This window comes from Corynebacterium stationis (genome assembly GCF_001941345.1).
Taxonomy (GTDB): Bacteria; Actinomycetota; Actinomycetes; order Mycobacteriales; family Mycobacteriaceae; genus Corynebacterium; species Corynebacterium stationis.
Map to the genome: position 1 here is coordinate 1435973 of NZ_CP009251.1, position 24169 is coordinate 1460141.

The 24169-nt window shown below is 54.5% G+C and carries 21 protein-coding genes; 10 read left to right on the top strand and 11 right to left on the bottom strand.

The window, feature by feature from the left end; all coding sequences use genetic code 11:
* The first annotated feature begins 191 nt into the window (after window positions 1-191).
* From mptB to CSTAT_RS06710, 5 genes are all read left to right on the top strand, one after another.
* Window positions 192-1895 carry a polyprenol phosphomannose-dependent alpha 1,6 mannosyltransferase MptB gene (gene mptB, locus CSTAT_RS06690; RefSeq protein WP_066794068.1) on the top strand — a complete coding sequence of 568 codons (1704 nt, stop codon included), beginning with the start codon at window positions 192-194 and terminating at the stop codon, window positions 1893-1895.
* Between the two features lie 6 nt (window positions 1896-1901).
* Window positions 1902-2834 (top strand): ABC transporter ATP-binding protein, encoded by a 933-nt coding sequence (locus CSTAT_RS06695; RefSeq protein ID WP_075722889.1) that lies wholly within the window; start codon window positions 1902-1904, stop codon window positions 2832-2834.
* A gap of 9 nt (window positions 2835-2843) precedes the next feature.
* Window positions 2844-3653: an ABC transporter permease gene (locus CSTAT_RS06700; RefSeq protein WP_083640734.1), complete on the top strand. Its 810-nt coding sequence runs from the start codon at window positions 2844-2846 to the stop codon at window positions 3651-3653.
* Between the two features lie 78 nt (window positions 3654-3731).
* On the top strand, window positions 3732-4784 hold the full coding sequence (locus tag CSTAT_RS06705) for a COX15/CtaA family protein (protein ID WP_075722890.1): 1053 nt from the start codon (window positions 3732-3734) through the stop codon (window positions 4782-4784).
* A gap of 19 nt (window positions 4785-4803) precedes the next feature.
* Window positions 4804-5787: a quinone oxidoreductase family protein gene (locus CSTAT_RS06710; RefSeq protein ID WP_075722891.1), complete on the top strand. Its 984-nt coding sequence runs from the start codon at window positions 4804-4806 to the stop codon at window positions 5785-5787.
* Window positions 5788-5906: 119 nt separating this feature from the next.
* On the opposite strand, the gene CSTAT_RS06715 is transcribed toward CSTAT_RS06710, so the two are convergent.
* Window positions 5907-6851: a heme o synthase gene (locus CSTAT_RS06715; RefSeq protein ID WP_075723835.1), complete on the bottom strand. Its 945-nt coding sequence runs from the start codon at window positions 6849-6851 to the stop codon at window positions 5907-5909.
* 439 nt (window positions 6852-7290) lie between these two features.
* Between CSTAT_RS06715 and tkt the strand changes: the two genes are divergently transcribed.
* From tkt to pgl, 5 genes are all read left to right on the top strand, one after another.
* A complete protein-coding gene (gene tkt / locus CSTAT_RS06720) occupies window positions 7291-9369 on the top strand; it encodes a transketolase (protein ID WP_211273036.1) in 2079 nt (692 codons plus the stop codon).
* Window positions 9370-9381: 12 nt separating this feature from the next.
* Entirely contained in the window at window positions 9382-10467 is a 1086-nt protein-coding gene (tal, locus tag CSTAT_RS06725; RefSeq protein ID WP_075722893.1) for a transaldolase, read from the top strand.
* A gap of 142 nt (window positions 10468-10609) precedes the next feature.
* On the top strand, window positions 10610-12142 hold the full coding sequence (gene zwf / locus CSTAT_RS06730) for a glucose-6-phosphate dehydrogenase (protein WP_075722894.1): 1533 nt from the start codon (window positions 10610-10612) through the stop codon (window positions 12140-12142).
* Between the two features lie 27 nt (window positions 12143-12169).
* Window positions 12170-13099, top strand: a complete 930-nt coding sequence (locus CSTAT_RS06735) for a glucose-6-phosphate dehydrogenase assembly protein OpcA (RefSeq protein ID WP_075722895.1) — start codon at window positions 12170-12172, stop codon at window positions 13097-13099.
* A gap of 80 nt (window positions 13100-13179) precedes the next feature.
* On the top strand, window positions 13180-13947 hold the full coding sequence (pgl, locus tag CSTAT_RS06740; protein WP_066794095.1) for a 6-phosphogluconolactonase: 768 nt from the start codon (window positions 13180-13182) through the stop codon (window positions 13945-13947).
* A 74-nt stretch (window positions 13948-14021) separates the two neighbouring features.
* Here pgl and secG read toward each other — a convergent pair whose 3' ends face one another.
* From secG to ribH, 10 genes are all read right to left on the bottom strand, one after another.
* Window positions 14022-14255 (bottom strand): preprotein translocase subunit SecG, encoded by a 234-nt coding sequence (secG, locus tag CSTAT_RS06745; RefSeq protein ID WP_066794098.1) that lies wholly within the window; start codon window positions 14253-14255, stop codon window positions 14022-14024.
* Between the two features lie 93 nt (window positions 14256-14348).
* Window positions 14349-15128, bottom strand: coding sequence for a triose-phosphate isomerase (tpiA, locus tag CSTAT_RS06750; RefSeq protein ID WP_075722896.1), 780 nt, complete (start codon window positions 15126-15128; stop codon window positions 14349-14351).
* 43 nt (window positions 15129-15171) lie between these two features.
* Window positions 15172-16389, bottom strand: a complete 1218-nt coding sequence (locus CSTAT_RS06755) for a phosphoglycerate kinase (RefSeq protein WP_066794106.1) — start codon at window positions 16387-16389, stop codon at window positions 15172-15174.
* Between the two features lie 140 nt (window positions 16390-16529).
* On the bottom strand, window positions 16530-17537 hold the full coding sequence (gene gap, locus CSTAT_RS06760) for a type I glyceraldehyde-3-phosphate dehydrogenase (RefSeq protein WP_066794108.1): 1008 nt from the start codon (window positions 17535-17537) through the stop codon (window positions 16530-16532).
* A gap of 358 nt (window positions 17538-17895) precedes the next feature.
* The gene (gene whiA / locus CSTAT_RS06765) at window positions 17896-18882 is read right to left on the bottom strand and encodes a DNA-binding protein WhiA (protein ID WP_066794111.1); all 987 of its coding nucleotides are present in this window, start codon (window positions 18880-18882) and stop codon (window positions 17896-17898) included.
* 96 nt (window positions 18883-18978) lie between these two features.
* On the bottom strand, window positions 18979-19941 hold the full coding sequence (locus tag CSTAT_RS06770; protein ID WP_079005677.1) for a gluconeogenesis factor YvcK family protein: 963 nt from the start codon (window positions 19939-19941) through the stop codon (window positions 18979-18981).
* A 111-nt stretch (window positions 19942-20052) separates the two neighbouring features.
* Window positions 20053-20934 (bottom strand): RNase adapter RapZ, encoded by an 882-nt coding sequence (rapZ, locus tag CSTAT_RS06775; RefSeq protein WP_191373055.1) that lies wholly within the window; start codon window positions 20932-20934, stop codon window positions 20053-20055.
* Window positions 20935-21025: 91 nt separating this feature from the next.
* The gene (gene uvrC, locus CSTAT_RS06780; protein ID WP_075723836.1) at window positions 21026-23077 is read right to left on the bottom strand and encodes an excinuclease ABC subunit UvrC; all 2052 of its coding nucleotides are present in this window, start codon (window positions 23075-23077) and stop codon (window positions 21026-21028) included.
* Window positions 23078-23106: 29 nt separating this feature from the next.
* Complete coding sequence (locus tag CSTAT_RS06785) at window positions 23107-23661, bottom strand: PH domain-containing protein (protein ID WP_066794125.1); 555 nt, start codon at window positions 23659-23661, stop codon at window positions 23107-23109.
* Between the two features lie 15 nt (window positions 23662-23676).
* A complete protein-coding gene (ribH, locus tag CSTAT_RS06790) occupies window positions 23677-24168 on the bottom strand; it encodes a 6,7-dimethyl-8-ribityllumazine synthase (RefSeq protein WP_066797626.1) in 492 nt (163 codons plus the stop codon).
* Between the last annotated feature and the right edge of the window lies 1 nt (window position 24169).

Here is a 24169-nt window from a genome sequence, read left to right on the forward strand (position 1 = left end):
AGTGTTCCTTAATTCATTCCCAATTGCTAATAATGCAGGTCATCGGCGTGGCGAATTAGCACATTGGTGTTGCGTAAATAGCGCCACTCCCAGCCATTTCACAAGAAACAGGGCTGAAATCGTCGCAAAATGTGTAGCCAAAGGCACATCTTTACCTACCCCCGAGGTGGTGGGCATTAGAGTGATAGGCCATGAGGATAAGACTGGATCGTCTCGGCGAGATGTTGAACGAAGTCCGCGGGGAACTCCCCCGCGTTGGCACAGCTGGCTCTCGTTCAGCTCTGCTGCACGGCGAGGACAAAACTCAGTCAGATCTCAGCAGCCAGTCTCTCGCCGATAGTCGCAAGATCTTCATCCTCCGCTGGATTGGCACCGTCGGAGCCTTATTAATTGGACTTGGCGGTCTTGGCGCTGGCGCTTTGCCTGTCGTGGGTAACCCCTATGGCGAATTACCGTTTGGCCAATTGATGGGCCGGATGCTGGTGTCTTCCAGCGCCATGGTTTTCATCGGGGTTGGTCTCATTGTGATTGCGTGGCTGATGCTGGCGCCAATGGCTGCCACTCCCCTGCTTTTTCATCGACCGTTTTCAAGGGCTCCTCAGCATCTGCTTAAACCAACTCAGGTGTGGGCCATATTTTTTAGCTGGACATTGCCCATCCTTGTCACCGCGCCGCTTTTTACCCAAGATATTTATTCCTATATTGCTAATGGTTCCATCGTGGTCCAGGGCATGGATCCTTATTCGGCAGGGCCTGTTCAACTCCTCGGCGCAGGCGATGCACTGGCTAGGTCAGTGCCGTTTATCTGGGCTAATTCCCCATCTCCCTATGGTCCAGTCGCTTTAGGAATTGCGGCAGTAATCAGCGTTATTACCAATGACTCCATCGTGGCAGCAGTTATTTTGCACCGCATCACCTCTGTCCTAGGTGTCATTGCGGCAGGGTGGGCAATTACATCCTTGGCCAAGCGGTGTCGGGTTCAACCGGCGGCAGCACTATGGCTGGGCATCTTAAACCCGTTGACCATTTTGCACCTCATTGGCGGTATTCATAATGAATCCCTCATGCTCGGTTTCGTGTTGGTCGGCATGGAATTGGCACTACGCGGCATCGATAAGCTGCATACTAGCGCTCGCTTGTCGATGTCTTTTGCCTGGCCCGGATGGCTTCTCATCCTCGGGGGCGGTGCGCTCATCTCCGCCGCGGGCATGGTCAAAGTGACCGGTTTTATTGGCCTCGGTTTCGCTGGCATGGCGCTGGCACGCTTTTTACACCAGCGAGTTGAAATGATGTCCTGGCTCGCGATTTTGGCAGCTGCCGGATATTTTTTCATCATCCTTCTCGCCACCATCGCTGCATTTACCGTCATCTCCGGTATTGGCCTGGGGTGGATCACTGGCCAAGGAGGTGCCGCGACGATTCGCTCATGGCTGTCGGTGTCCACCGATGTCGGCGTCGCTTCCGGCTTCATCGGCATGATGCTGGGCCTTGGCGATCACACTGAAGCCATTTTGTCCGTTACCCGGGCTGTCGGAATTCTGGCCGCAGCCGGGTTTATGGTGCGCATGCTTTTCGCAACCTTCCGCGGGGTTATGCACCCCATTGGCGGACTGGGAGTATCTACTTTGGTTCTGGTCATCCTTTTTCCTGTAGTGCACCCGTGGTATATCCTGTGGGCAATTTTCCCACTTGCTGCATGGGCTAACCGCTGGTTCTTCCGCTACTCCGTGGTGATTTACTCTGCGGTAATGAGCTTTGTAGTCCTGCCCCGCGGGCTCGGATTGCCGCCTGGAACTATTGCGCAGATCTATCTTTCAGCGGCTGTGGGATTAGCGACCTTAATCACCTTCGGGTTGGTCGCATTACGCCTTATGAGAACTCGTGTCCTAGACTAGGAAACCGTGAGTACAACTTTTGATGGACAGCCGGTTTTGCGCCTTGAGAACGTAATCAAAGACTACGGAGACAAGCGTGCGGTCAACGGTTTAAGTTTCAGTGTTCACAGAGGTGAATTGCTGTGTCTGTTGGGCGCTAATGGCGCTGGCAAGACAACCACCATTGAAATGTGCGAAGGGTTTATTGCCCCAACTTCGGGAGAAATCTCCGTTTTAGGTTTCAATCCCGCAACCCATCCCGATGCAGTCCGCGAGCGCGTTGGCATCATGCTGCAAGGCGGCGGTGGCTACACCGGCATCAAAGTTCGCGAGATGCTGCAGGTTGCAGCACGCTATAGCGCCAATCCACACGATCCAGATTGGCTCATCGACATCTTAGGGCTAAGCGGGGTTGCGAAAAATACCTACCGCCGTCTTTCTGGTGGCCAGCAGCAACGATTGGCACTGGCGCTAGCAATCGTCGGCCGGCCTGACTTGGTCTTTTTGGATGAGCCCACCGCAGGACTAGACACCCAATCACGCATCGCGGTGTGGGAGTTAATCCGCGCTCTCAAGCGTGACGGAGTCGCAGTCGTGCTAACCACGCACTTGATGGATGAGGCTGAGGCTCTAGCCGATAACGTCCTGATCATTGACCACGGCCACGAAGTCGCGATGGGAGCACCGGACGAGCTAACTCAGATCGCTCATTCAGCAGGAGTATTCATCACCAGCAATAAAGATGTTGATGAGCAAGCCTTCGAAAATTCTGTCGGGTCAACAATCGCTGCCATTCGACCGCTGCATTATCGCATCAACCTCGAGCCAACACCGGAAGCAATCGCAAAGATTGCCTCTGAATTGGAACGTCAAGAGGTTCTGATCACGCAGTTAGAAACATCGCATCGCAATTTGGAAGATGTCTTCCTCGATATCACCGGCCGGCACTTAAGGAGCTAAGTACACACAATGGCCAACACCACTTCATCTGAAGCCGTGATGAACGGACAAGTCTTGCCGACTTTCGCCCCTGGCACCTTTGCCCCTGATGCCCGGGCATCGAGTGTCTCCTCGATGATTACTGCGCAGGGCATCATGGAAGCCAAGCTCATGGTTCGACACAGCGAACAGCAGCTATTGAGCATCATCATTCCTTTGGGCATGCTCATTGCTTTTCGCGTCTTCCCTTTCGCTGAGGAACTCGGCGGCATGGATGGCGCAATTCCCATGGTCTTTGCCGTAGCTGCCACCTCTGCTGGTTTTACCGGCCAAGCAATCGCTGTGGCCTTTGACCGTCGCTATGGGGCCCTGAAACGCAGTGGCGCCTCCGGTGCGCCGGCGTGGGCCATCATCGTCGGAAAAATCATCGCAGTATTCGCCATGGTCTGCCTCCAGGTCATTATCTTGGGGCTTGCTTCTTATTTCCTCGGCTTCCGCGCGCCACTAACGGGGATCCTGCTCGCCTTTGTGGTCCTGCTTTTAGGCGTTGCGACGTTTACCGCCATGGGACTTACCGTCGGCGGCAGCTTAAGTGCTGAGATTGTGCTTGCGCTTGCCAACCTCATTTGGTTCGTGCTGTTGGGCATCGTGGGCTGGACACTGTACTCCCAAGGCCTCACTGATGTCGGATGGCTCAACATCATTCCGTCGGTCGCACTAGCAAGTGGACTGGCTGAGGCTCTAGCAGGGTCCATGCCGATTCTTCCAGTGATCTCTTTGGCCGCATGGGCCGTCGTTGCGTCGTTTGCGGCAAGCAAATGGTTCCGGTTTGAAGGCTAAATGTGAGTTTCTTCTTCCCACCCCAAATTTTTTAGGTCACCCCCATATTCAAAGGTAACGTTGGTATTTGTGAGCGCCATGACTGATTCTTCTTCCACACAAAACACACCTACAAACAGTAATTATGGCCCTATCAACCGGGTACGCAGCTTCTTCCGCGACGCTGCCCCGTCGATTAAGCATCAAAGAATTATCGCGTTAATTCTTTTGATCTGCCAAGGTGGCATCACTGTTACTGGCTCTGTTGTGCGTGTTACTGGTTCGGGCTTAGGTTGTGAAACCTGGCCGAACTGCCACGCTGGTTCCTTGGTTCCTGTCCCAGGTGCCGCTCCGTGGATTCACCAGGTTATTGAGTTTGGTAACCGCTTGTTGACCTTTGTGGTTGCTGCTGCGGCAATTGCCGTCATCGTCGCTATGCATATGGCAAAGCGCCGTTATGAACTAAAACTCTATGCGTGGTTATCACTTGCGGGCATTGCTGTACAGGCCGTCGTCGGCGCTATCTCCGTCTTTTTGGATCTTCGTTGGTGGGCTGTGGCTATCCACTTCCTTCCGTCGATGGTTCTGGTGTGGATTGCCGCCATGCTGTATTCGCGTATTAAGGAAGCCGATGATGGGGCTCGTACGCCAGCGCTTAACGACGTCATCCGCAACCTCGCGATTGTCGCCGCCGTAGCGCTTGGCGTCGTGTTGATGACCGGCACGATGGTGACTGGCTCTGGTGTGCACGCTGGCGATGCCGGCGTGGGCATGGAAGGCCGCTTAGATGTGGACACCAAGGTAATGGCTTATATTCATGCTGCCTGCATGTACGTCTACGTTATTTTCACTGTCATCGTGCAGGTCCTTTTGTACCGCAAGGATGCGCCGCAAGCTGCCAAGAGCGCTGGCTGGATTCTTATCGCCTGCATTATCGTGCAGTGGGCGATTGGTGTATTCCAGTTCTACATGGGTGTTCCACGCTGGACCATTCCATTCCACATCGGAATGTCTTCCGTTGTTACCGCGTATTCAGCGCTGCTTTATGCTCATGGAATCGTGCGAGAAGGTGGCACCTCTGGTCTTGAGACCGGCTCACCTGAGGGTGATATCAAGCGCGAAAAGCGCCAAAAAGCACTCGCTTCACGCTAAAAACAGTTAGCCTGGATATATGTATGCAATCCAGGTAGCAAAACATGGTGGTCCAGAAGTACTGGAATACACCGAAGTGCCCTCCCCGACTCCAAGCCAGGAGCAGGTATTAGTAGACGTCGTCGCTGCCGGCGTTAACTACATCGATACCTATTATCGGGAGGGCATTTATAATGCCGCGACACCTTTTACCATCGGATTAGAAGGCGTCGGCCGGGTAGTACTAGACCCGAAAGGCGAAATCGCTGAGGGCACCATGGTTGCCTGGAACAATGCCTTTGGCTCCTATGCCGAGCAAGTATGCGTAGACCGCAACCGCATGGTGGCAGTTCCTGATGACATTGATCTCAATGTCGCTGGCACCATGCTGCTGCAAGGAATCACCGCGCACTACCTTATCCACGGCGTAGCCGACTTGGACGAAAATAGCTCCTGCTTGATTACCGCTGGTGCCGGCGGCGTAGGCCTATTGGCCACACAGATGGCCAAGGCTGCAGGCGCCACCGTGTACACGGTGGTCTCTTCCGATGAAAAAGAGCAACTATCGTACGAAGCCGGCGCCGATCAGGTCTTCCGCTATTCGGGTGGTCTCGCTGAACAAGTACGCCGCTTTAATGGCGGCCGCGGCGTCGATGTTGTCTATGACGGCGTCGGCAAAGACACCTTCCAGGAATCACTCGAAGTAGTGCGTCCACGCGGCATCGTCTGCCTCTTTGGCGCGGCGTCTGGCCCTGTGGACCCGATTGACCCACAGGTACTTAATAAGCACGGCTCAATTTTTCTCACGCGCCCTTCCATCGGTGCCTATACCGCCACTGATGCTGAGTTCCAGATGCGCGCTTCTACCGTCGTACAAATGGTCAACGAAGGAAAGCTCACTTTCCGCGTTCACGACGTCTATGACCTTAAAGATGCTCGTCAAGCACATACCGACTTGCAGAACCGTAAAACCACCGGCTCTATTGTCCTCCGGGTGCAACCAAGCAGCACGAATGAGCGCTAACTGGCACTAATCTGCACTAATCCACAACAAGGACGTGGCCTCCACCAGGGTTTTCCCAGTGGAGGCCGCGTCTACAATTATGCATTTATGTACTTATGTCCTCAATCGAGGGCACGTACTTAGAAGAGAACGGTTGACCAACCCAGCATGCGGCCGAGTGGTTCCCAACCGACAATCGCATCAATGGTAAGGCCGATAAACAGTACCGAGAGGTAGTTATTGGAGTAGATGAACAGACGCAGTGGCTTGACCTTCGCCCCCTTCTTCACGCCATCGTGTAGGCGAATAGCCATCCACAAGAATCCGATGCCGGAAACTACAGCGGCAACCAGATAGATCCAGGACGCTGCGGGAATCAGAAGGAAAGTCACAATCACAGTGCCGACTGTGTACCACACAATCTGACGGGTTACTTCGGTTTCTTTCGCAACGACCGGCAGCATTGGGACACCAGCGCGGCGGTAGTCTTCCTTGTACTTCATTGCCAGCGCCCAAGTGTGTGGCGGGGTCCAGAAGAAAATGATGAGGAAAAGAACAACTGCTTGCCACCAGCGGTCTGGTTGACCGTCCATCGCATTATCGCGAATAACAGCCCAGCCCACGAGTGCCGGCATGCAACCTGCAAGGCCACCCCACACGATGCCCTGCTCGTTTTTCATCTTCAGCCACTTGGTGTAGACGAAGACATAGAAGAAGTTGGTCAGCAAGACGAAAAATGCTGCTAACCACGAATTGGCCAAAACTCCGAGCCAGAACACGGACAACGCCAGCATGATGAAGCCGAAGACCGCAGCATTCTTACGGCTGATTTTTCCACGAACCAAAGGACGCGCGCGTGTGCGCTGCATTTTTTGATCAAGCTCATATTCGACCACGTTGTTAAACGTGTGCGCTGCCGCAGCACCCATCCATCCGCCGAAAATGGTGGATACGATGAGCCAAATATTATCGGCAGCGGCTTCGATACCGCGCTGAGCCTGCAGCATAGCAGGGATGGCGGCTACAAGGAGGAGCTCGATGATCCTAGGTTTTGTCAAAGCAATATAGGCCTTGATGGTGTCCAAGGAATTTTCCTCCAACTATTAATTGTCTTTGCGCAGTGCAGCAGATTTGAAATACGCCGAGTGTTGATCGGAGCATGTGTTATCTGCTTGTTCAGGCGCTTATTTGTACTAAAAAATAATGGCACCGCAGTGCCGTTTACGCTTTACTAGTCGAACAGGAAATCAATCTAGTTCCCCGCCGCACCTAATTGGTAGGCAATGTCACATCGGGGAGTTGCGACGATAAGCCCATCAACTTTTGTCTACGTATAAGTAGGTTAAGCAGCAACTAACCATCCCAGCCTACAACTTTTTGTGGAAAGGACGAAATAGCTTCATCTAGTCGATCCTTCCCGGGCTAGGAAGCAGTAGACTTATACGCGTCAGTAATAAACCCGATTAGATTGGTGAGGCAACTTAAACCGTGTCTTCTTCGAACCTCTCCCCCGAATTGCAGGCGATGACAGAGCGTCGCTACCCCGATGGCTGGTCAGAGCTTGACACTCGCGCGATTGATACCGTGCGTGTTCTAGCAGCTGACGCGGTGCAAAACTGCGGTTCTGGCCACCCGGGCACCGCGATGTCTTTGGCACCCCTGGCTTACACGCTGTACCAGCATGTGCTCGACCACACCCCTACGGACGTCAACTGGGCAGGCCGTGACCGCTTTGTCTTGTCAGCCGGTCACTCCTCGTTGACCCAGTACATCCAGCTGTACTTGGGCGGTTTCGGGTTGGAGATGAAAGACCTCGAAGCACTTCGCACCTGGGATTCACTAACTCCAGGTCACCCAGAAGTTGGCCACACTGATGGCGTGGAAATTACTACTGGCCCACTTGGACAGGGCCTAGCTTCTTCTGTGGGTATGGCTATGGCAGCGCGCAAGGAGCGCGGTCTTTTCGACCCAGAGACTCCAGCCGGCGAGTCCCCATTTGATCACTACGTCTTTGTCATCGCATCTGATGGAGATCTGCAAGAAGGCGTGACCGCAGAAGCTTCTTCACTGGCTGGCACGCAGCAGCTGGGCAACTTGATTGTCTTCTGGGACGACAACCGCATCTCCATCGAAGATGACACCAATATTGCCTTCAACGAAGACGTCAACGCCCGCTACGAGGCTTATGGATGGCACGTGCAGACCGTGGAATCCGGCGAAGACGTCGTTTCCATCCTGGAAGCAGTAGAAAACGCTAAGGCTGAGACCTCTCGCCCATCCTTTATCCGCGTTAAGACCGTCATCGGTTACCCAGCACCAAATAAGATGAACACTGGTGGCGCCCACGGCGCTGCCCTGGGCGGTGATGAAGTAGCCGCAACCAAGGAAATCCTCGGTTTCGATCCAGCTGTTAACTTCCACATTGACGATGAAGTTATCGCGCACACCCGTAAGCTCGCTGACCGCGGTGAAGAGAAGAAGGCCGCCTGGCAGCAGAAGTTCGACGCGTGGGCTAGTGCCAACCCAGAAAATAAGGCGCTGTTTGACCGTCTCGCAGCACGTGAATTGCCAGAAGGCTTCGCTGAAGACCTGCCTTCTTGGGATGCTGATCCTAAGGGTATTGCTACCCGTAAGGCTTCTGAGGCAGCTATCCAGGCCCTTGCAGCTAAGTTGCCGGAAATGTGGGGTGGCTCCGCTGACCTTGCAGGTTCTAACAACACGGTCATCAAGGGCGCACCGTCCTTTGGTCCAGAGTCCGTCACCACCGACATGTGGTCTGCTGATCCGCACGCTGGCCGTAACCTGCACTTCGGTATCCGTGAGCACGCGATGGCTGCAATCATGAATGGTGTCGCACTGCACGGCAACACCCGCGTATACGGCGGCACCTTCCTGATCTTCTCTGAGTACCAGTTCCCAGCTGTTCGTCTGGGCGCATTGATGTCGACTGATACCTACTACGTATGGACTCACGACTCGATCGGTCTTGGCGAAGACGGTCCAACCCACCAGCCAGTCGAGGTGCTCTCTGCGTTGCGCGCAGTACCAAATCTCTCGGTTATCCGCCCGGCGGATGCGAATGAAACCGTGCAGGCATGGGCTGCAGCAATGGAATATAAGGCTGCTCCAAAGGGCCTTTCCCTCACCCGTCAAAACATCCCAGTGCTGGAAGGCACAAAGGAAAAGGCAGCCGAAGGTGTTCGTCGCGGTGGCTACGTCCTCGTAGAAGAGTCCGCGGAAACCCCAGATGTAATCCTCATCGCTACCGGTTCCGAGGTACAGCTTGCAGTTGAGGCTGCAAAGCAGCTGGAATCCGCGGGCACCGCAACGCGAGTAGTCTCGATGCCATGCCAGGAATGGTTTGAGGAACAACCTGCGCAATACCGCGAAGAAGTTCTGCCATCATCTGTTCTGGCACGCGTTTCAGTGGAAGCTGGCGTCGCTCAGTCGTGGCACAAGTACTTGGGCTTTGCAGGTCGCGCAGTATCTATCGAGCACTTCGGTGCTTCTGCACCTGCTGAAGAGCTCTTCGAGCGCTTTGGCTTTACCGTCGATAACGTCGTCGCCGCTGCTGAAGAATCTCTAGCCGCAGCGAAGAATTAGGAGTTAAAGCATATGACCACCATTGATGAACTAGCACAACTTGGCACCTCCACGTGGCTTGATGACTTGTCACGCGACCGCCTCGAGTCTGGCAACCTTAAAGAACTCATCAGCACCAAATCAATCGTCGGTGTCACCACCAACCCAGCGATTTTTGCCACGGCAATGGCCCAGGGCACCGCTTATGATGTTGACTTCGCACAGCTAAAGGCAGAGCGCGCAAAGGCAGATGAGGCAGTCTACTCACTGGCTATCGACGATGTGCGCAATGCCTGCGATGTATTCCAGGAGACCTTCGAGAAATCCGGCGGCAAAGATGGCCGTGTATCTATCGAGGTAGATCCGCGTATCTCTGACGACGCTAATGCGACCATCGCGCAGGCTCGTGAGTTGTGGAACCGCGTTGGCCGTGACAACGTCATGATCAAGATCCCAGCGACCGATGGCTCCATGAGCGCTATCAGCGAAGCTTTGGCTGATGGCATTTCCGTCAACGTCACCTTGATTTTCTCTCTTGAGCGCTACAAGGAAGTCATCGAGGCTTTCAAGACCGGCATCCGCCGCGCGAAAGAAAACGACTTGGACATCTCCAAGATCCACTCTGTGGCGTCATTCTTCGTCTCCCGCGTGGATGTGGAAATTGATAAGCGTTTGGAAAAGATTGGCTCCGATGAAGCACTCGCGCTTCGCGGCAAGGCCGGCGTTGCTAATGCACAGCAGGCATATGCTTTGTACCTCTCTGAGTTGGAGAATGCTTCCGACTTGCCTGAGGGCACTAACCTGCAGCGTCCGCTGTGGGCATCGACAGGCGTGAAAAACCCGGAATACGCACCAACCTTGTACGTATCGGAACTTGCTGGCCCGAACACGGTCAACACGATGCCAGAAAAGACCATCGATGCCACCTTGGAATCCGATTCCTTGCACGGTGACACCTTGACCAATACCGCCGAAGAGTCCGCACAGGTCCTGCGTGATATCGCGGCAATTGGTGTCGATCTCGACGATGTCTTTGCGCAGCTGGAGCGCGAAGGCGTAGAGAAGTTCGTCGACGCTTGGAATGAACTCCTCGAATCGGTAACCTCACGTCTTACCTAGGTGTAGCGTAAGAACGCCCGTCGGGTGTCAGGATGCATAAACGCATGCTGGCACCCGACATCTTTTAGTGGCAAGCAACTATCAATCCGCACAAGCTAGTAGACTCAGAAGAGTTCAATTTCGCTGAAAGGATTGCTTGCTTGTGACTAGCCCTAGCGACTGGGTTAACCCCCTGCGTGATGATAAAGATAAACGCCTCCCCCGCATTGCCGGACCAGCCGGCATGGTCATCTTCGGTGTAACCGGTGACCTTGCCCGCAAGAAGCTCTTGCCAGCAATTTATGACTTGGCCAACCGAGGTTTATTGCCAGCTGGTTTTACCCTCGTCGGTTACGGCCGCAGGCAGTGGGATAAAGAAGCCTTTTGCGACTATGTAAAGCAGGCCGTTGAAGCCGGAGCTCGCACCCCGTTTCGTGAGAATGTCTGGATGCACCTTGCGCAAGGCTTTGAATTTGTCTCCGGTGACTTTGACGACAAAGGTTTCGACGCTCTCTCCGCGCGCTTAAAAGAGCTAGATTCTTCACGCAGCACCGGTGGAAACTGGGCGTTTTACCTGTCGGTACCGCCAGACTACTTCTCCGATATCTGTCACCAAATCGAACGCGTCGGTATGGCAACTCCAACGGATGATTCATGGCGCCGTGTGATCATCGAAAAGCCTTTTGGCCACAACCAGGAATCCGCGCACGAACTCAACGAGATCGTCAACGCGGTCTTTCCCGAAGATGCGGTGTTCCGTATTGACCACTACCTCGGCAAAGAAACTGTGCAAAACATCATGGCATTGCGTTTTGCGAACCAGATTTATGAGCCGATGTGGAATGCGCACTACATTGACCACGTGCAAATCACCATGGCTGAAGACATCGGCCTGGGCGGACGTGCCGGCTACTACGACGGCATTGGCGCAGCACGTGACGTCATCCAAAACCACCTCATTCAGCTCCTTGCGCTCGTTGCGATGGAAGAACCTAGCTCTTTCCGTCCTTCGGCACTGCAGGCGGAAAAGATCAAGGTCTTGCAGGCAACCACGCCTGTCTACCCCTTGTCTAAGACCACCGCCCGTGGCCAGTACGCAGCTGGCTGGCAAGGCTCGGAATACGTCAAGGGTCTGCGCGAAGAAGAAGGCTTTGACCCCAATTCCACCACGGAAACCTACGCGGCTTGTACCTTGGAGGTCAACTCACGGCGCTGGGCCGGAGTGCCCTTCTACCTGCGTACCGGCAAGCGCCTTGGACGGCGCGTGACCGAAATTGCCTTGGTCTTTAAACCAGCTCCGCACCAGCCATTTGATAGCAATCAGGCCGCTGCACTTGGTGCTAACGCCGTGGTTATTCGCGTACAGCCCGACGAGGGGGTGACCTTGCGCTTTGGTTCCAAGGTTCCAGGATCCACGATGGAAGTCCGCGACGTTAACATGGACTTTTCCTATGCGCAGGCCTTCACGGAAGAATCGCCGGAGGCTTATGAGCGTTTGATTTTGGATGCTTTGTTGGATGAATCCTCACTGTTTCCCACGAACGAAGAGGTGGAGCTTTCCTGGGCCATGCTCGACCCGATTTTGGAGTACTGGGAAAACAATGGCCAACCAGAAAGTTATGCTGCGGGCACCTGGGGGCCGGAATCGGCTGATGCCATGCTCTCTCGCACTGGCCGCACCTGGCGTCGTCCATAAATTATCAAGCGTGAAGGATAAATAGCTGTGATCACCCCAATGCCCAATACGACCACGCGCAAAATTGCGCGCGGTCTCGTTGAAGCTCAAGAGCACTACACCCTGACGACTTCTCGCGTGTTGACCCTGATTGTGGTCGTCAACGCCGATGATGAAGTCGATGCGATATTAGATTCAATTCGTGACGCCTCCCATGAGCACCCCTCGCGCGTGCTCGTGGTTATTCGCGGTAATCGCCGCGCGGAGCCCCTGCTTAACGCTGAGCTGCGCGTCGGCGGCGAAGCTGGCGCTTCTGAAATCGTGGTTATGCACATCTTCGGTGCTTTGGCAGATAACGCCGAATCGGTTGTTACTCCCCTGTTGCTGCCTGATACCCCAATCGTGGTCTGGTGGCCAACTGCTGCGCCACCGGAGCCTGCACGCACGCCTATTGGCGCTTTAGGTCAGCGTCGTATCACCCATGCCACCACCAAGCAGGATTTGGGCAATCTGTCCTCCGGCTACACTCCGGGTGATACCGATATGGCATGGGGTGAGATTACTCAGTGGCGCGGTATCGTCGCCTCGTCTTTGGACCGCTTGCCGCACGAGGCAGTGCAGCGCGTGGAAGTCTCCGGCCCAAGCACCAGCTTGGCAGTCGATCTTGCGGCAGCGTGGCTGCATGATCGCTTAGGCGTTCCCGTGAAGCGGCTGGATACTGAAACCTCTGGCGCCAAATCCAGCGGGGATGACAAATTCACGATCCGTAGCGTGCACTTTTTCCGCGATACTTCCGACATCATCATTGATGCCGTGGAAGCTGGTACTGTGCGCGTCAATGTTCCGGGCTCGCCCGAGTCCATGGTCGCGCTCAATACCCGCTCCAGCGCAGAGATTCTGTCTGAAGAATTGCGACACTTGGACGCGGATAAGGCCTATGCACACACACTGCGTGGACTGCGCCACGTAGACTACTAACTAGTTTTATATCGCTTAGTTTTCTGCGCTGGAAAATTTTTAAAACAGCGCAGGTACGTGAAAGGACATTAACTTTAGTCATGGTGACTATTAATCGCGTTGCTGACCTCGAGGAGCTCATATCTTCCGCGGCATTGAAATTCATTGACGTCGTCGCACAAGCACAGTCTCTTAATGGAGGTGTCCATGGCGATGGTATTGCGCGAGTTGTACTCACCGGCGGTGGCGCTGGCATTGGCATGCTCAAGGAACTACGCCGCCTAGACCAAGCAGCGCGTGACCAGGGGGAAGATTTCCCTGCTTTGCGTATTGATTGGGAACGCATTCACATCTTCTTTGGTGATGAACGCAACGTTCCGGTTAGTGACCCAGACTCCAATGAGGGCCAGGCACGCGAAGCGCTTCTTGACCACGTCGATATCCCGAATCGTCACATCCACGGCTTTGATTTGGGCGCGATTTCCATGAGCTCAGCTGCCGATGCCTACGAAGAGGAACTGCGCGAATACGCACCCCAGGGCTTCGACCTTCATCTTCTGGGCATGGGTGGCGAAGGACATATCAATTCCCTTTTCCCGCATACTGATGCTGTGCGTGAACAGGAAGAATTTGTGGTCGCCGTGCATGATAGTCCGAAGCCACCATCAGAACGCTTAACACTCACGCTTCCGGCCATCGCTAAAGCGAAGCATGTCTGGTTGCTTGTTGCTGGTGAAGATAAAGCCGAGGCCGCAGCGCACGTGGCGGCTGGCTCCCCTGCCGAGGATTGGCCCGCCGCCGGTGCTCACGGTGCGGAGGAAACCATTCTCTTCCTCGCAGAGAACGCCGCTGGCAAACTGCCTAAATAAAATTCGGTTGTAAAACGTCCTAAGCCCCGCTCAGAATTCCTCTGAGCGGGGCTTAGTGCTTCCAGGAAAAAGCTTTAAGCGTAAGCTTGAATGAGGTTAAGGCCGATGATGCAGGCAAGCCAAATGATGACCATGACCACGGTGTAACGGTCGAGGTTCTTTTCCACCACGGTGGAACCAGAGAGGTTCGACTGAACGCCGCCACCGAAAAGGCTGGACAAGCCGCCGCCCTTGCCCTTGTGCAGCAAGACGAACACTGTCATCAAAATCGCGGCGATGACCAGTACGATTTGCAGAGTCAAAATCATTAATTAGCTACCTTGCATGTTGATATGAGATATTCGCTTCTGGCAATATTACACCATTGCCATCCGCTTGCGTTGAGCACGGCCCTAAGGCCACTAAACAGCGTTCGCAGCAGATGCCGCCAGCTTTGCGAATTCTTCACCACTGAGTGAAGCGCCGCCGACCAAGCCACCGTCTACGTCTGGCTTAGAGACAATTTCCGCGATGGTATCGGTCTTGGCGGAGCCACCGTACAGAATACGGATGCCGGCAGCGACATCGTCGCCAGCAAGTTCCTTGACCAATGCACGAATTGCTGCGCAAACCTCTTGGGCATCGTCAGCTGAGGCAACCTTGCCGGTACCAATTGCCCATACTGGTTCATAGGCAATGACAGTCTTCGCCAAAGCATCAGCATCCAGTCCGGCAAGCGACGCGCGGGTCTGTTCAACGACATAGTCGACGTGGGTGCCGGCTTCGCGAATCTCCAACGGCTCACCAACACAGACAATCGGAGACATGCCGTTTTCCAACGCTGCGGTGGCCTTCTTAGCAACCAGTTCGTCAGATTCATTGTGGTACTCGCGGCGCTCGGAGTGGCCGACAACGACGTAGGTGCAACCCAATGCAGACAACATTGCGCCAGATACTTCACCGGTGTACGCACCGGACTCGTGCTGCGAGATATCTTGGGCACCATAGGTGAATTTAAGCTTGTCGCCTTCTACAAGCGTCTGGGCGGTGCGGATATCGGTGAAAGGCACCAGGAAGGAGACATCTACCTTTTCGTAGTATTCCTTTGGCAAAGTAAAGGCGAACTTTTGCAGCTCACCGATAGTTTGCTTGTGGTTAAGATTCATCTTCCAGTTGCCAGCAATAAGTGGGGTACGCGCCATTAGACACACATCCTTTCAAAAAGTAATGGAAAACTACCGCGATTTAGGACTCAAGAACCTCGACGCCTGGCAGGGTCTTGCCCTCCAGGAATTCCAAGGATGCGCCGCCACCGGTGGAGATGTGGCTAAAGCCAGCTTCATCCAAACCGAGGGTGCGCACTGATGCAGCAGAGTCGCCGCCACCGACGACGGTAAAGGAACCATTGTTGGCGGTTGCATCAATAATGGCCTGCGCAACACCAGCGGTGCCCTGCGCAAACACTTCCATTTCGAATACGCCCATTGGGCCATTCCAGAACACAGTCTTGGACGAAGCCAGAACCTCAGCGAATGCCTCGACGGACTTTGGTCCGATATCCAACGACATCCAGCCCTCAGGAATGCCGTCTAGTTCGACGACCTTGTTGTCTGCATCGGCTGCAAACTCGGAAGCCGCAACGAGGTCAACTGGTAGTACGAGCTTGTCGCCAAAGCGCTCCAGCAAGGACTTGCAGTCATCAAGCTGGTCTTCCTGCAGCAAAGACTTCTGGACGTTGTAGCCCTGCGCCGCCAACATCGTGTAGCACATGCCACCACCGATGATGACCTTGTCAGCCTTATCAGCCAGGGCTTCGATAACGCCCAGCTTGTCTGAGACCTTCGCGCCGCCGAGCACAACGACATAAGGGTGCTCAGGGTTCTGCGCAACCGTCGACAGCACCTCAAGCTCCGACTGCACCAGCTTGCCTGCGTATGCCGGCAACAGCTTGGCAACATCGTAGACCGAGGCCTGCGCACGGTGCACGACACCAAAGCCATCGGAGACAAATGCACCATCGTCAGCAGCCAGAGCAGCTAATTCTGCAGCAAACTCTGCGCGCTCTGCCTCATCCTTGGAGGTCTCACGAGGATCGAAGCGCACGTTTTCAATGAGCATGACATCGCCTTCGCTTAAGCCATTGGCGCGCTCATGTGCATCTTCGCCTGTAACATCGCCAGCTAGCGCAACGAATTGCCCCAGTGCTTCACTGAGAGCCTCTGCAACCGGCGCCAGGGAGTACTTCTCGTTGACTTCTCCCTTTGGCCGTCCCAGGTGAGCACTGAGGATTACTTTCGCGCCGCCTTCGACCAAAGCTTCAATAGTCGGCAGGGAGGCATTGATGCGGCCTGGGTCGGTGATATTGCCGTCGTCATCGAGGGGAACATTAAAGTCAGAGCGAACCAGCACGTGGCGCCCATCGACGCCTTCTGCCAGCAAATCATCCAGGGACTTAAATGCCATGTCAACTCCTTGTTTCTGTGCACGATTGGCACGCAATAGAAAAATTGTGTGAAAGCTTTACCTAAAACAATACCGACCCAGCCAGTTAAGGCGGGTCGGTATAGCTCATTTCAAGCACATGGAAATATTACCAGCAGGCTTTACAGCGCTGCAGCAACCTGTGCGGTGGTGCGAACCAGCTGGGAGGTGTAGCCCCACTCGTTGTCGTACCAGCCCAGAACCTTCACCATATTTCCGCCAGTGACCTTGGTCATACCAGCGTCAAAAATGCAGCCGTGGGAATCAGAGATGATGTCGGTGGAGACGATTGGGTCTTCGGTGTACGCGAGGGTTTCACCGAATTCGCCGGCGGCTGCTTCCTTGATCGCAGCGTTGATCTCTTCCGCAGTAACGTCGCGGGACGCAGTGAAAGTCAGGTCGGTAGCAGAACCAGTGATGGTTGGAACACGCATTGCGTAGCCGTCCAGCTTGCCTTCTAATTCAGGCAGCACCAATGCGACAGCCTTGGCTGCGCCGGTGGAGGTTGGAACCATGTTGACCGCTGCGGCGCGTGAACGACGCATGTCCTTGTGTGGTGCATCCTGCAGGCGCTGGTCACCGGTGTAGGCGTGGATGGTGGTCATCAGGCCCTTTTCGATACCGAACTTCTCGTGCAGAACCTTTGCCATTGGTGCTAGGCAGTTGGTGGTGCAGGATGCAGCCGAGATGATGTTGTGGTTGGCCGGATCGTAGGTGTCCGAGTTCACGCCATAGACGAAGGTTGCATCAACATTCTTCGCAGGTGCGGAGATGATGACCTTCTTTGCGCCAGCTTCGATATGCGCCTTCGCTGCTTCGCCATCGGTGAAACGGCCAGTGGACTCGACGACGATGTCGACGTTGTTGTCAGCCCACTTGAGGTTCTTTGGGTCTGGTTCTTCGTAGACAGCAATGCGCTTGCCATTGACGATGATCGCCGAATCATCGTAGTCAATCTCCCCGTCAAAGCGCCCCAACACGGAGTCGTACTTTAGAAGATTCGCCAGGGTGGCGTTATCAGTGAGATCGTTGAGTGCCACGACTTCTAAGTCGGTGTTACCCTGCGCAATTGCGCGGAACAAGTTACGGCCAATGCGGCCAAAGCCATTAATACCAATGCGGGTGGTCACGGTAGTTGTCTCCTAAAAAGTTGGGAAGCGGAGTACGTCAAAAGCTATTGCCTGGGAGAATTACTTCAAAGATTTATATCGAGGAAGTTTCTCCGACACTGCCGATAGTACCGAGGTTCCCTACACTGCGCAGATTTATAAAAGCAAACCCACACATTCTGCGGATATTCCAACACAATCAGACTAAAATTCACGCAATTTCGAGCAAGGGCCGGCGCGATTGCAGCAGGTAAATCCATATATGTCCGATTGTGACCGAATTGCCACACATCAAGTGTGATATATGTCTCAATTAGAAAAACGCTGGCGATATCACACGCACACCGTTGCTAGTTCACAGCTTTGTTCGCCGACTGTCCTACTCGTCAGCGTCGTAGGAAAGCTCGTTGATTGCTTCATTGGTATCAGGGATACCTAGTTCTTGCGCCCGACGGTCCGCCATCGACAGCAGACGGCGAATACGGCCTGCAACAGCATCCTTGGTCATCTGCGGTTCAGCCAGTCGGCCCAGCTCTTCGAGCGATGCTTGTCGATGCTGCACTCGCAGCGTTCCAGCATCAGCCAAATGCTCAGGTACTTCATCGCCGAGGATTTCCATCGCGCGTTCCACACGCGCCGCAGCAGTCACAGCAGCGCGGGCACTACGACGCAAGTTAGCATCATCGAAGTTCACCAGACGGTTTTCAGAAGCGCGTGCTTCCCGACGGCGGCGTTTGTCTTCCCACTGCAGGCGGGTAACTTGCGCACCCATGCGTGTCAGCAGTGCACCAATGGCATCGCCATCGCGAATGACCACGCGATCGGCGCCGCGGGTTTCTTTCGTCTTGGCAGAGATGCCGAGGCGACGCGCGCAACCAACAAGCGCTAGTGCGGCTTCCTGGCATGGACACACAACTTCCAGGGAAGAAGAACGTCCCGGTTCCGTCAGCGACCCTGCCGCTAAAAAGGCGCCGCGCCACGCTGCTTCATTATCGGCAATAGAACCTGAGACCACCTGCGGTGGCAGGCCCACCACAGGATGGCCAGAACGTGTCACCAAGCCCAAACGGCGGGTTAATTCCTTTGCGCCTGCACCAATGCGCAACTGAATGCGCGATTTCTTAGTCGATCCTTGCGGACCAACAATATGGCTTGAGGCCTTAATATCGTAGAGATCTTGGATAGCGTTGATGAACCGATCGGCAATCGCCTGGTCTTCTAATTCAATCTCATATGCAAGCTGGCCATTGGAGGTGTGGAGCTGACCTGCAAAGCGAAGAATCGCTGCAACCTCGGCAGCACGGGCGCTGGGACGGGTAGTCGTCGTCGCCGTAAGTTCCTTCTTGACGTCATCGGTCAATGCCACTGTAGAAATCTCCCTGCCTTTTGAAAATACTCATCCGAGTCAGATTATTAACGATAGCGCACCTGCCCGAGCCTTTGCTCAGGCAGCTAACCGCAGTTAGCGTGGTGTGACCCACTCATCGTGCAGAGATCGAATGACGCGCGCTAGTTTAGCGGGATCGTGGCGGTTGAGCTCTAATCCATCACTAGCAACCATACAGACATCATCAAAAACGACTTCCGCACCCAACTGCGCAGCCGCACGCTGGATATGGTTACGCTCGCTACCGCTTAGCTGCATGTGAGCATTAACCACGACACGGTCAACGCGCAGCTTCGGAGCATGCTGAGCGAGCACATGAAGGTGGCGCTCTACAGAAAAGCCACTGGTCTCCCCGGGCTCCGCAGACAGGTTAAGAACCAGCACGCGCAGAGCATCAGAACGCGAAATGGCATCAACAATCTGTGGAACCAACACGTGTGGCAACACCGAAGAAAACCAGGATCCTGGCCCTAAGGTGATGATGTCCGCCTCGTTAAGAGCTTGCAGCGCCCGAGGGTTAGCTTGCGGGGCATCCGGCAAAAGATGCACGCGGCGTACTTGTCCAGGAGTTGTTGCGACTGCAACCTGTCCGCGTACTGGGCGCATGACACGGGGGTCATCGTCAAGCCCTGCGACTTCGGCTTCAATATTGAGCGGCTGATTAACCATCGGTAGCACGCGACCACGGGAGCCCGTCAAGGTCGTGACCTGGTCCAGCGCTGCCTGCATATCACCTAAGACTTCAGCCAAACCCGCAATCAGCAAGTTTCCTACTGCGTGGCCGGCAAGCGCACCGGTACCACCAAAGCGATGCTGCAATGTCGTTGCCCACAGTTGGCCATTGTCATCTTCGGGGCTAAGAGCTGACAGCGCCATGCGAAGATCGCCCGGCGGAATGATATCGAGCTCGCGGCGCAAGCGTCCCGAGGAACCCCCATCGTCTGCGACGGTGACGATGGCAGAAATATTGGTGGGATCACATTGCCGAGCGGCAAGTAAGGTCTGGAACAGACCATGCCCGCCGCCGAGACACGCGATATTAACGGAAGAAGTACTCAACACACTCCTTAGGGGATTAAAGAGCTCTGCTTGCCTGAAACCTTCAGGACAAGCAGGCCAAAAGAAAGATGTAAAAGAGCTTAGTGCACGTTAACCAGTATTGATGTCCCGGTGCAAAACGTTGACATCTAAGTCGGTGCGCTGACGCAAACGACGCACGATCTCTTCAGATACCGCGACTGAGCGATGGTGCCCACCGGTACATCCCACACCGACGGTAATAAAATTCTTGCCCTCATGGCGATAACCATCCAGCATGGATTCCAACATCACGAGGAAGTTCTCAATGAAAGGCTCCGCGGCATCTTGGCTTAACACGTAGTCAGAAACCGGTTCATCGGTTCCACGAAAGCCGCGCAGTTCTGGAATCCAGTAGGGATTCGGCAAAAAGCGCACATCTACTATGAGGTCGGCATCGCGCGGTGAACCATTCTTGAACCCAAATGATTGCACGGTCACATGTTGTTGGTTGCCGCTCATGGAGCCAAAGGAAGCTTCAATCGCGCGGCGCAGATCATGGACAGATAAAGAAGTCGTGTCGATGATGACATCTGCGGCATCGCGCACGTCTTCCATTGCCTCGCGTTCCCTGCTGATACCCATCTTTAGGGTGTCCCCATTTTGCAAAGGGTGGGTGCGGCGCACTGAATCAAAGCGGCGAATTAGAACATCATCGCGTGCATCTAAAAACAAGATGGTCGGCTTGACCTCAATGTCTTCTAGGTCCGCAAGTATTTCTCCGAAAGAACCCGGAAACACCCGCGAACGCGTATCAGTGACCACGGCCAAGGGCTTGACGGGTGGGTCATTATCCCGCCCTGCTTTGAATACCTCTGGGATTAGATGCGGCGGCAAATTGTGCGAGACATAGTAGCCTTTGTCTTCTAGAACCTTAGATGCCGAGCTCAGACCGGCACCTGACATTCCAGTCAGCAAAATCGGTGGCATCTCATTGGTTGTCATGCCCGCCAGTCTAACGTGAAATAGTTATCTCGGGAGAATAATTAAGCATTGTTGGGATTGTGATCTCAATTTATCTTCCAGTGCAACACCGCTACCGGTTTTAAGCGTGCAGATGCTCAAAAATGGTTTCCGCCATCTTTGGGCCGATGCCCTTGACTTCGGCAATCTCTTCTTGACTAGCTTCTTTGAGCTTCTTGACAGAGCCAAAGTGCTTGACCAAGTCAGTGCGCCTGGTTGGTCCCAGCCCGGGGATGGAGTCCAGCACCGAAGAACGCATGCGCTTGGAGCGTTGCTGGCGGTGATAGCTAATGGCAAAGCGGTGCGCCTCATCACGGATCTGCTGCAGCAAATACAAAGCCTGAGAATTACGCGGCAAGATGACTGGCTCATCGTCACCCGGGACCCAAATTTCTTCCAAGCGCTTGGCTAATCCCACCAAGGTCACGTCGACGATGCCTAGTTCATCAAAAACCTTTTGAGCAGCAGCTACCTGCGGGGCACCACCGTCAACGATAAAGAGTTGAGGTGGGTAGGCAAACTTCCGCGCCACATCCGTGGTTTCCTCGATGACATTTTCATCAGCAAAGTTCGATGCCTCGGCTTCTTCATCGGGAAGAGCCAATTTATCTTCGTGGTGACGCTTAAAGCGGCGACGGGTGACTTCAGCGATAGAACCGACGTCGTCCGAGCGACCATCGCCCGCGGCCTCTTTGATTCGGTAGCGCCGGTAGTCAGACTTGCGCGGCACGCCGTCTTCAAAAACAACTAGCGATGCCACAACATCGGTGCCCTGGATATGGGAGATATCCGTACATTCAATACGCAGCGGCGCGGTTTCCATGCCCAGCGCATCTTGGATATCTTGCAGCGCCGCCGAACGCGCGGTCAGATCGCCGACGCGCTTGAGCTTGTGCTGGCGCAGCGCATCCTTGGCATTCTTTTCCACCGTTTCCATCAGCGCACGCTTATCGCCGCGCTGCGGGACACGCAGATCCACTTGCGCACCACGCAGGTCTTCCAAAAGCTTAACTACCTCATCAGACTCTTGAGGCATGGTGTGCACGAGAATCTCACGCGGAATAACTTTGCCCTGACGGGGCATAGCGCGGGATTCTTGGTCTACTCCCCTGCGCTGTAATGCAGCATCTTCTTCGGCTTCAATCTTTTCGCGTTCGACGGCATCACCGTAGAACTGAATGAGAAAGTTTTGCATCAGCAAAGCAAGTGCGGGGTCGTCTTCGCCCTCGTCGACTTTCTCCAATGGGGCTTGGTCGCCCATGCGCTCTACAACCCAGCCGCGTTGGCCGCGGATACGTCCATCGCGCACGTGGAAAATCTGCACTGCGGCTTCCAGCTCATCAGTGTGAAAAGCGATGAGGTCCGCATCCGTCGAATCAGTGAAGACAACAGCTTGTTGCTCCATGATTTTATTAATGGCCTCAAGGTCATCGCGCAGGCGTGCCGCGCGTTCAAACTCTAGTGCTTCCGATGCTTCCTGCATCTGTGCCGTAAGCTGGCGTACCACCGGGCCGGTGTTACCGTTCATAAACGAGACCAGCTGATTAACAGTATCGCGGTGCTCGTCCTCGCTCACTCGCCCAATACACGGTGCATTGCACTTGCCAATATAGCCCAAAAGACACGGTCGGCCAAGGCTTTCGTGCCGGTTGTATACGCCCTTGGAGCACGTGCGCATGGGAAAGACGCGCGTGAGTAGATCCAGGGCTTCACGCACAGCCCACGCGTGGGAATAAGGCCCGAAGTAGCGCACACCTTTACGGCGCGGACCACGGTAGAAAAATGCTCGCGGAATGCGCTCGCCAACGGATACCGCCAGCATCGGATAAGTTTTATCGTCACGGTATTTGACGTTGAAGCGCGGATCGAATTTCTTAATCCACGTATATTCCAGCGCAAGAGCTTCTACTTCGCTGGCAACAACCGTCCACTCGACGCTCGCCGCGGTTTGCACCATTTGGCGAGTGCGAGGATGCAGCTGCGTGATGTCTTGGAAATAGTTCGAGAGCCGCGAGCGAAGGTTTTTCGCCTTCCCGACATATACAACGCGTTTATTTTCATCGCGGAATTTATATACGCCTGGATCTGTCGGGATGGTTCCAGGAGCAGGCCGGTAAGTGCTTGGATCTGCCACGGTGGCCAACTTCCCTTCTTTTGTGCTGGTTAATCCAGCGGCATGTACTTCGCTTCAAGTTCGCGGAAGTTCCGGGTAGCAGCAATCGCTGCTTCTTTATCGCCGGATTGGATTGCCCAGACTGGCACGTATTCGAAATTCGGCAATTCGATGCGCGCCATGCGTGAGCCTTCGGGGAAAGACATGCCGTAGATGACTTCCCACGGGTAAAAGCGCGTGCCGATGATGTTGCGGATTTCTACCCCATCAGAATTAGCGCGCAGACGTGGACGGTTGAACGCCAGCCACGCGATTATCGAAATGACGATACCGATGCCAGGGAAAGCTAGCTTATCGATGAAAGTGATATACGCACCGGTAAATTCGACATCCAGCATGATGCCCATAAAAAGGTGCACGGGAATCACAATCGCGATGCACACCCACGCCACTTTGCGCAGAAATGGCGAGGAAATAGTCAACTCCCACGGCTTCGTGGAGGTCATAGCGAAGGGATCGGCGGTGGTATACGCCAAGATCTCTTCATCAGTTAGCTTCTTCTTCGGTTGGTAGTCGCCGGGGGCACCAGCCGTTGAGTCAGTCATGGAATTAGTCATCTCCTACAGTCCGCGCTTTGATGCGCGTTCTTTGATATTACGCAATTGCAGCACAGTATCTAAAGCCGCTTGCATGGCTTCTACGCCCTTGTCTTCGGCAGCACCTGGTGCACCTGAACGATCCACCGCTTGGTCGTGGGTGTTGACTGTCAAGACGCCATTAGCAATCGGCTTGGAAGTATCCAGCGCAATTCGGGTTAGGCCCTGAGTGACGGAGTCACAGACATAATCAAAGTGCGGAGTGCCACCACGGATGACACAACCCAGTGCTACAACTGCGTCGTAGTGGCGTGCTGCTTCTTGTACCGCGACGGGAATCTCCAGTGCGCCGACGACGCGGAAACCATCTGCTTCGGCGCCAAGTTGCTGTGCATGAGCAAGCGCTCGCTCATGGAGGCGGTCACAAATATCTGCGTTCCAGGTTGCGCTGATAACCGCGACGGAGATGCCGGTGGCATCAATCGTGGCGACTTCTGGTAGTCCTTCTTTGCTCATG

Excerpts from the sequence above, each read along its gene's own strand:
- mptB (WP_066794068.1), top strand. The coding sequence starts at position 192 with ATGAGGATAAGACTGGATCGTCTCGGCGAGATGTTGAACGAAGTCCGC.
- CSTAT_RS06700 (WP_083640734.1), top strand. The coding sequence starts at position 2,844 with ATGGCCAACACCACTTCATCTGAAGCCGTGATGAACGGACAAGTCTTG.
- CSTAT_RS06705 (WP_075722890.1), top strand. The coding sequence starts at position 3,732 with ATGACTGATTCTTCTTCCACACAAAACACACCTACAAACAGTAATTAT.
- CSTAT_RS06710 (WP_075722891.1), top strand. The coding sequence starts at position 4,804 with ATGTATGCAATCCAGGTAGCAAAACATGGTGGTCCAGAAGTACTGGAA.
- tkt (WP_211273036.1), top strand. The coding sequence starts at position 7,291 with ATGACAGAGCGTCGCTACCCCGATGGCTGGTCAGAGCTTGACACTCGC.
- tal (WP_075722893.1), top strand. The coding sequence starts at position 9,382 with ATGACCACCATTGATGAACTAGCACAACTTGGCACCTCCACGTGGCTT.
- pgl (WP_066794095.1), top strand. The coding sequence starts at position 13,180 with ATGGTGACTATTAATCGCGTTGCTGACCTCGAGGAGCTCATATCTTCC.
- secG (WP_066794098.1), bottom strand. The coding sequence starts at position 14,255 with ATGATTTTGACTCTGCAAATCGTACTGGTCATCGCCGCGATTTTGATG.
- tpiA (WP_075722896.1), bottom strand. The coding sequence starts at position 15,128 with ATGGCGCGTACCCCACTTATTGCTGGCAACTGGAAGATGAATCTTAAC.
- CSTAT_RS06755 (WP_066794106.1), bottom strand. The coding sequence starts at position 16,389 with ATGGCATTTAAGTCCCTGGATGATTTGCTGGCAGAAGGCGTCGATGGG.
- CSTAT_RS06785 (WP_066794125.1), bottom strand. The coding sequence starts at position 23,661 with ATGACTGACTCAACGGCTGGTGCCCCCGGCGACTACCAACCGAAGAAG.
- ribH (WP_066797626.1), bottom strand. The coding sequence starts at position 24,168 with ATGAGCAAAGAAGGACTACCAGAAGTCGCCACGATTGATGCCACCGGC.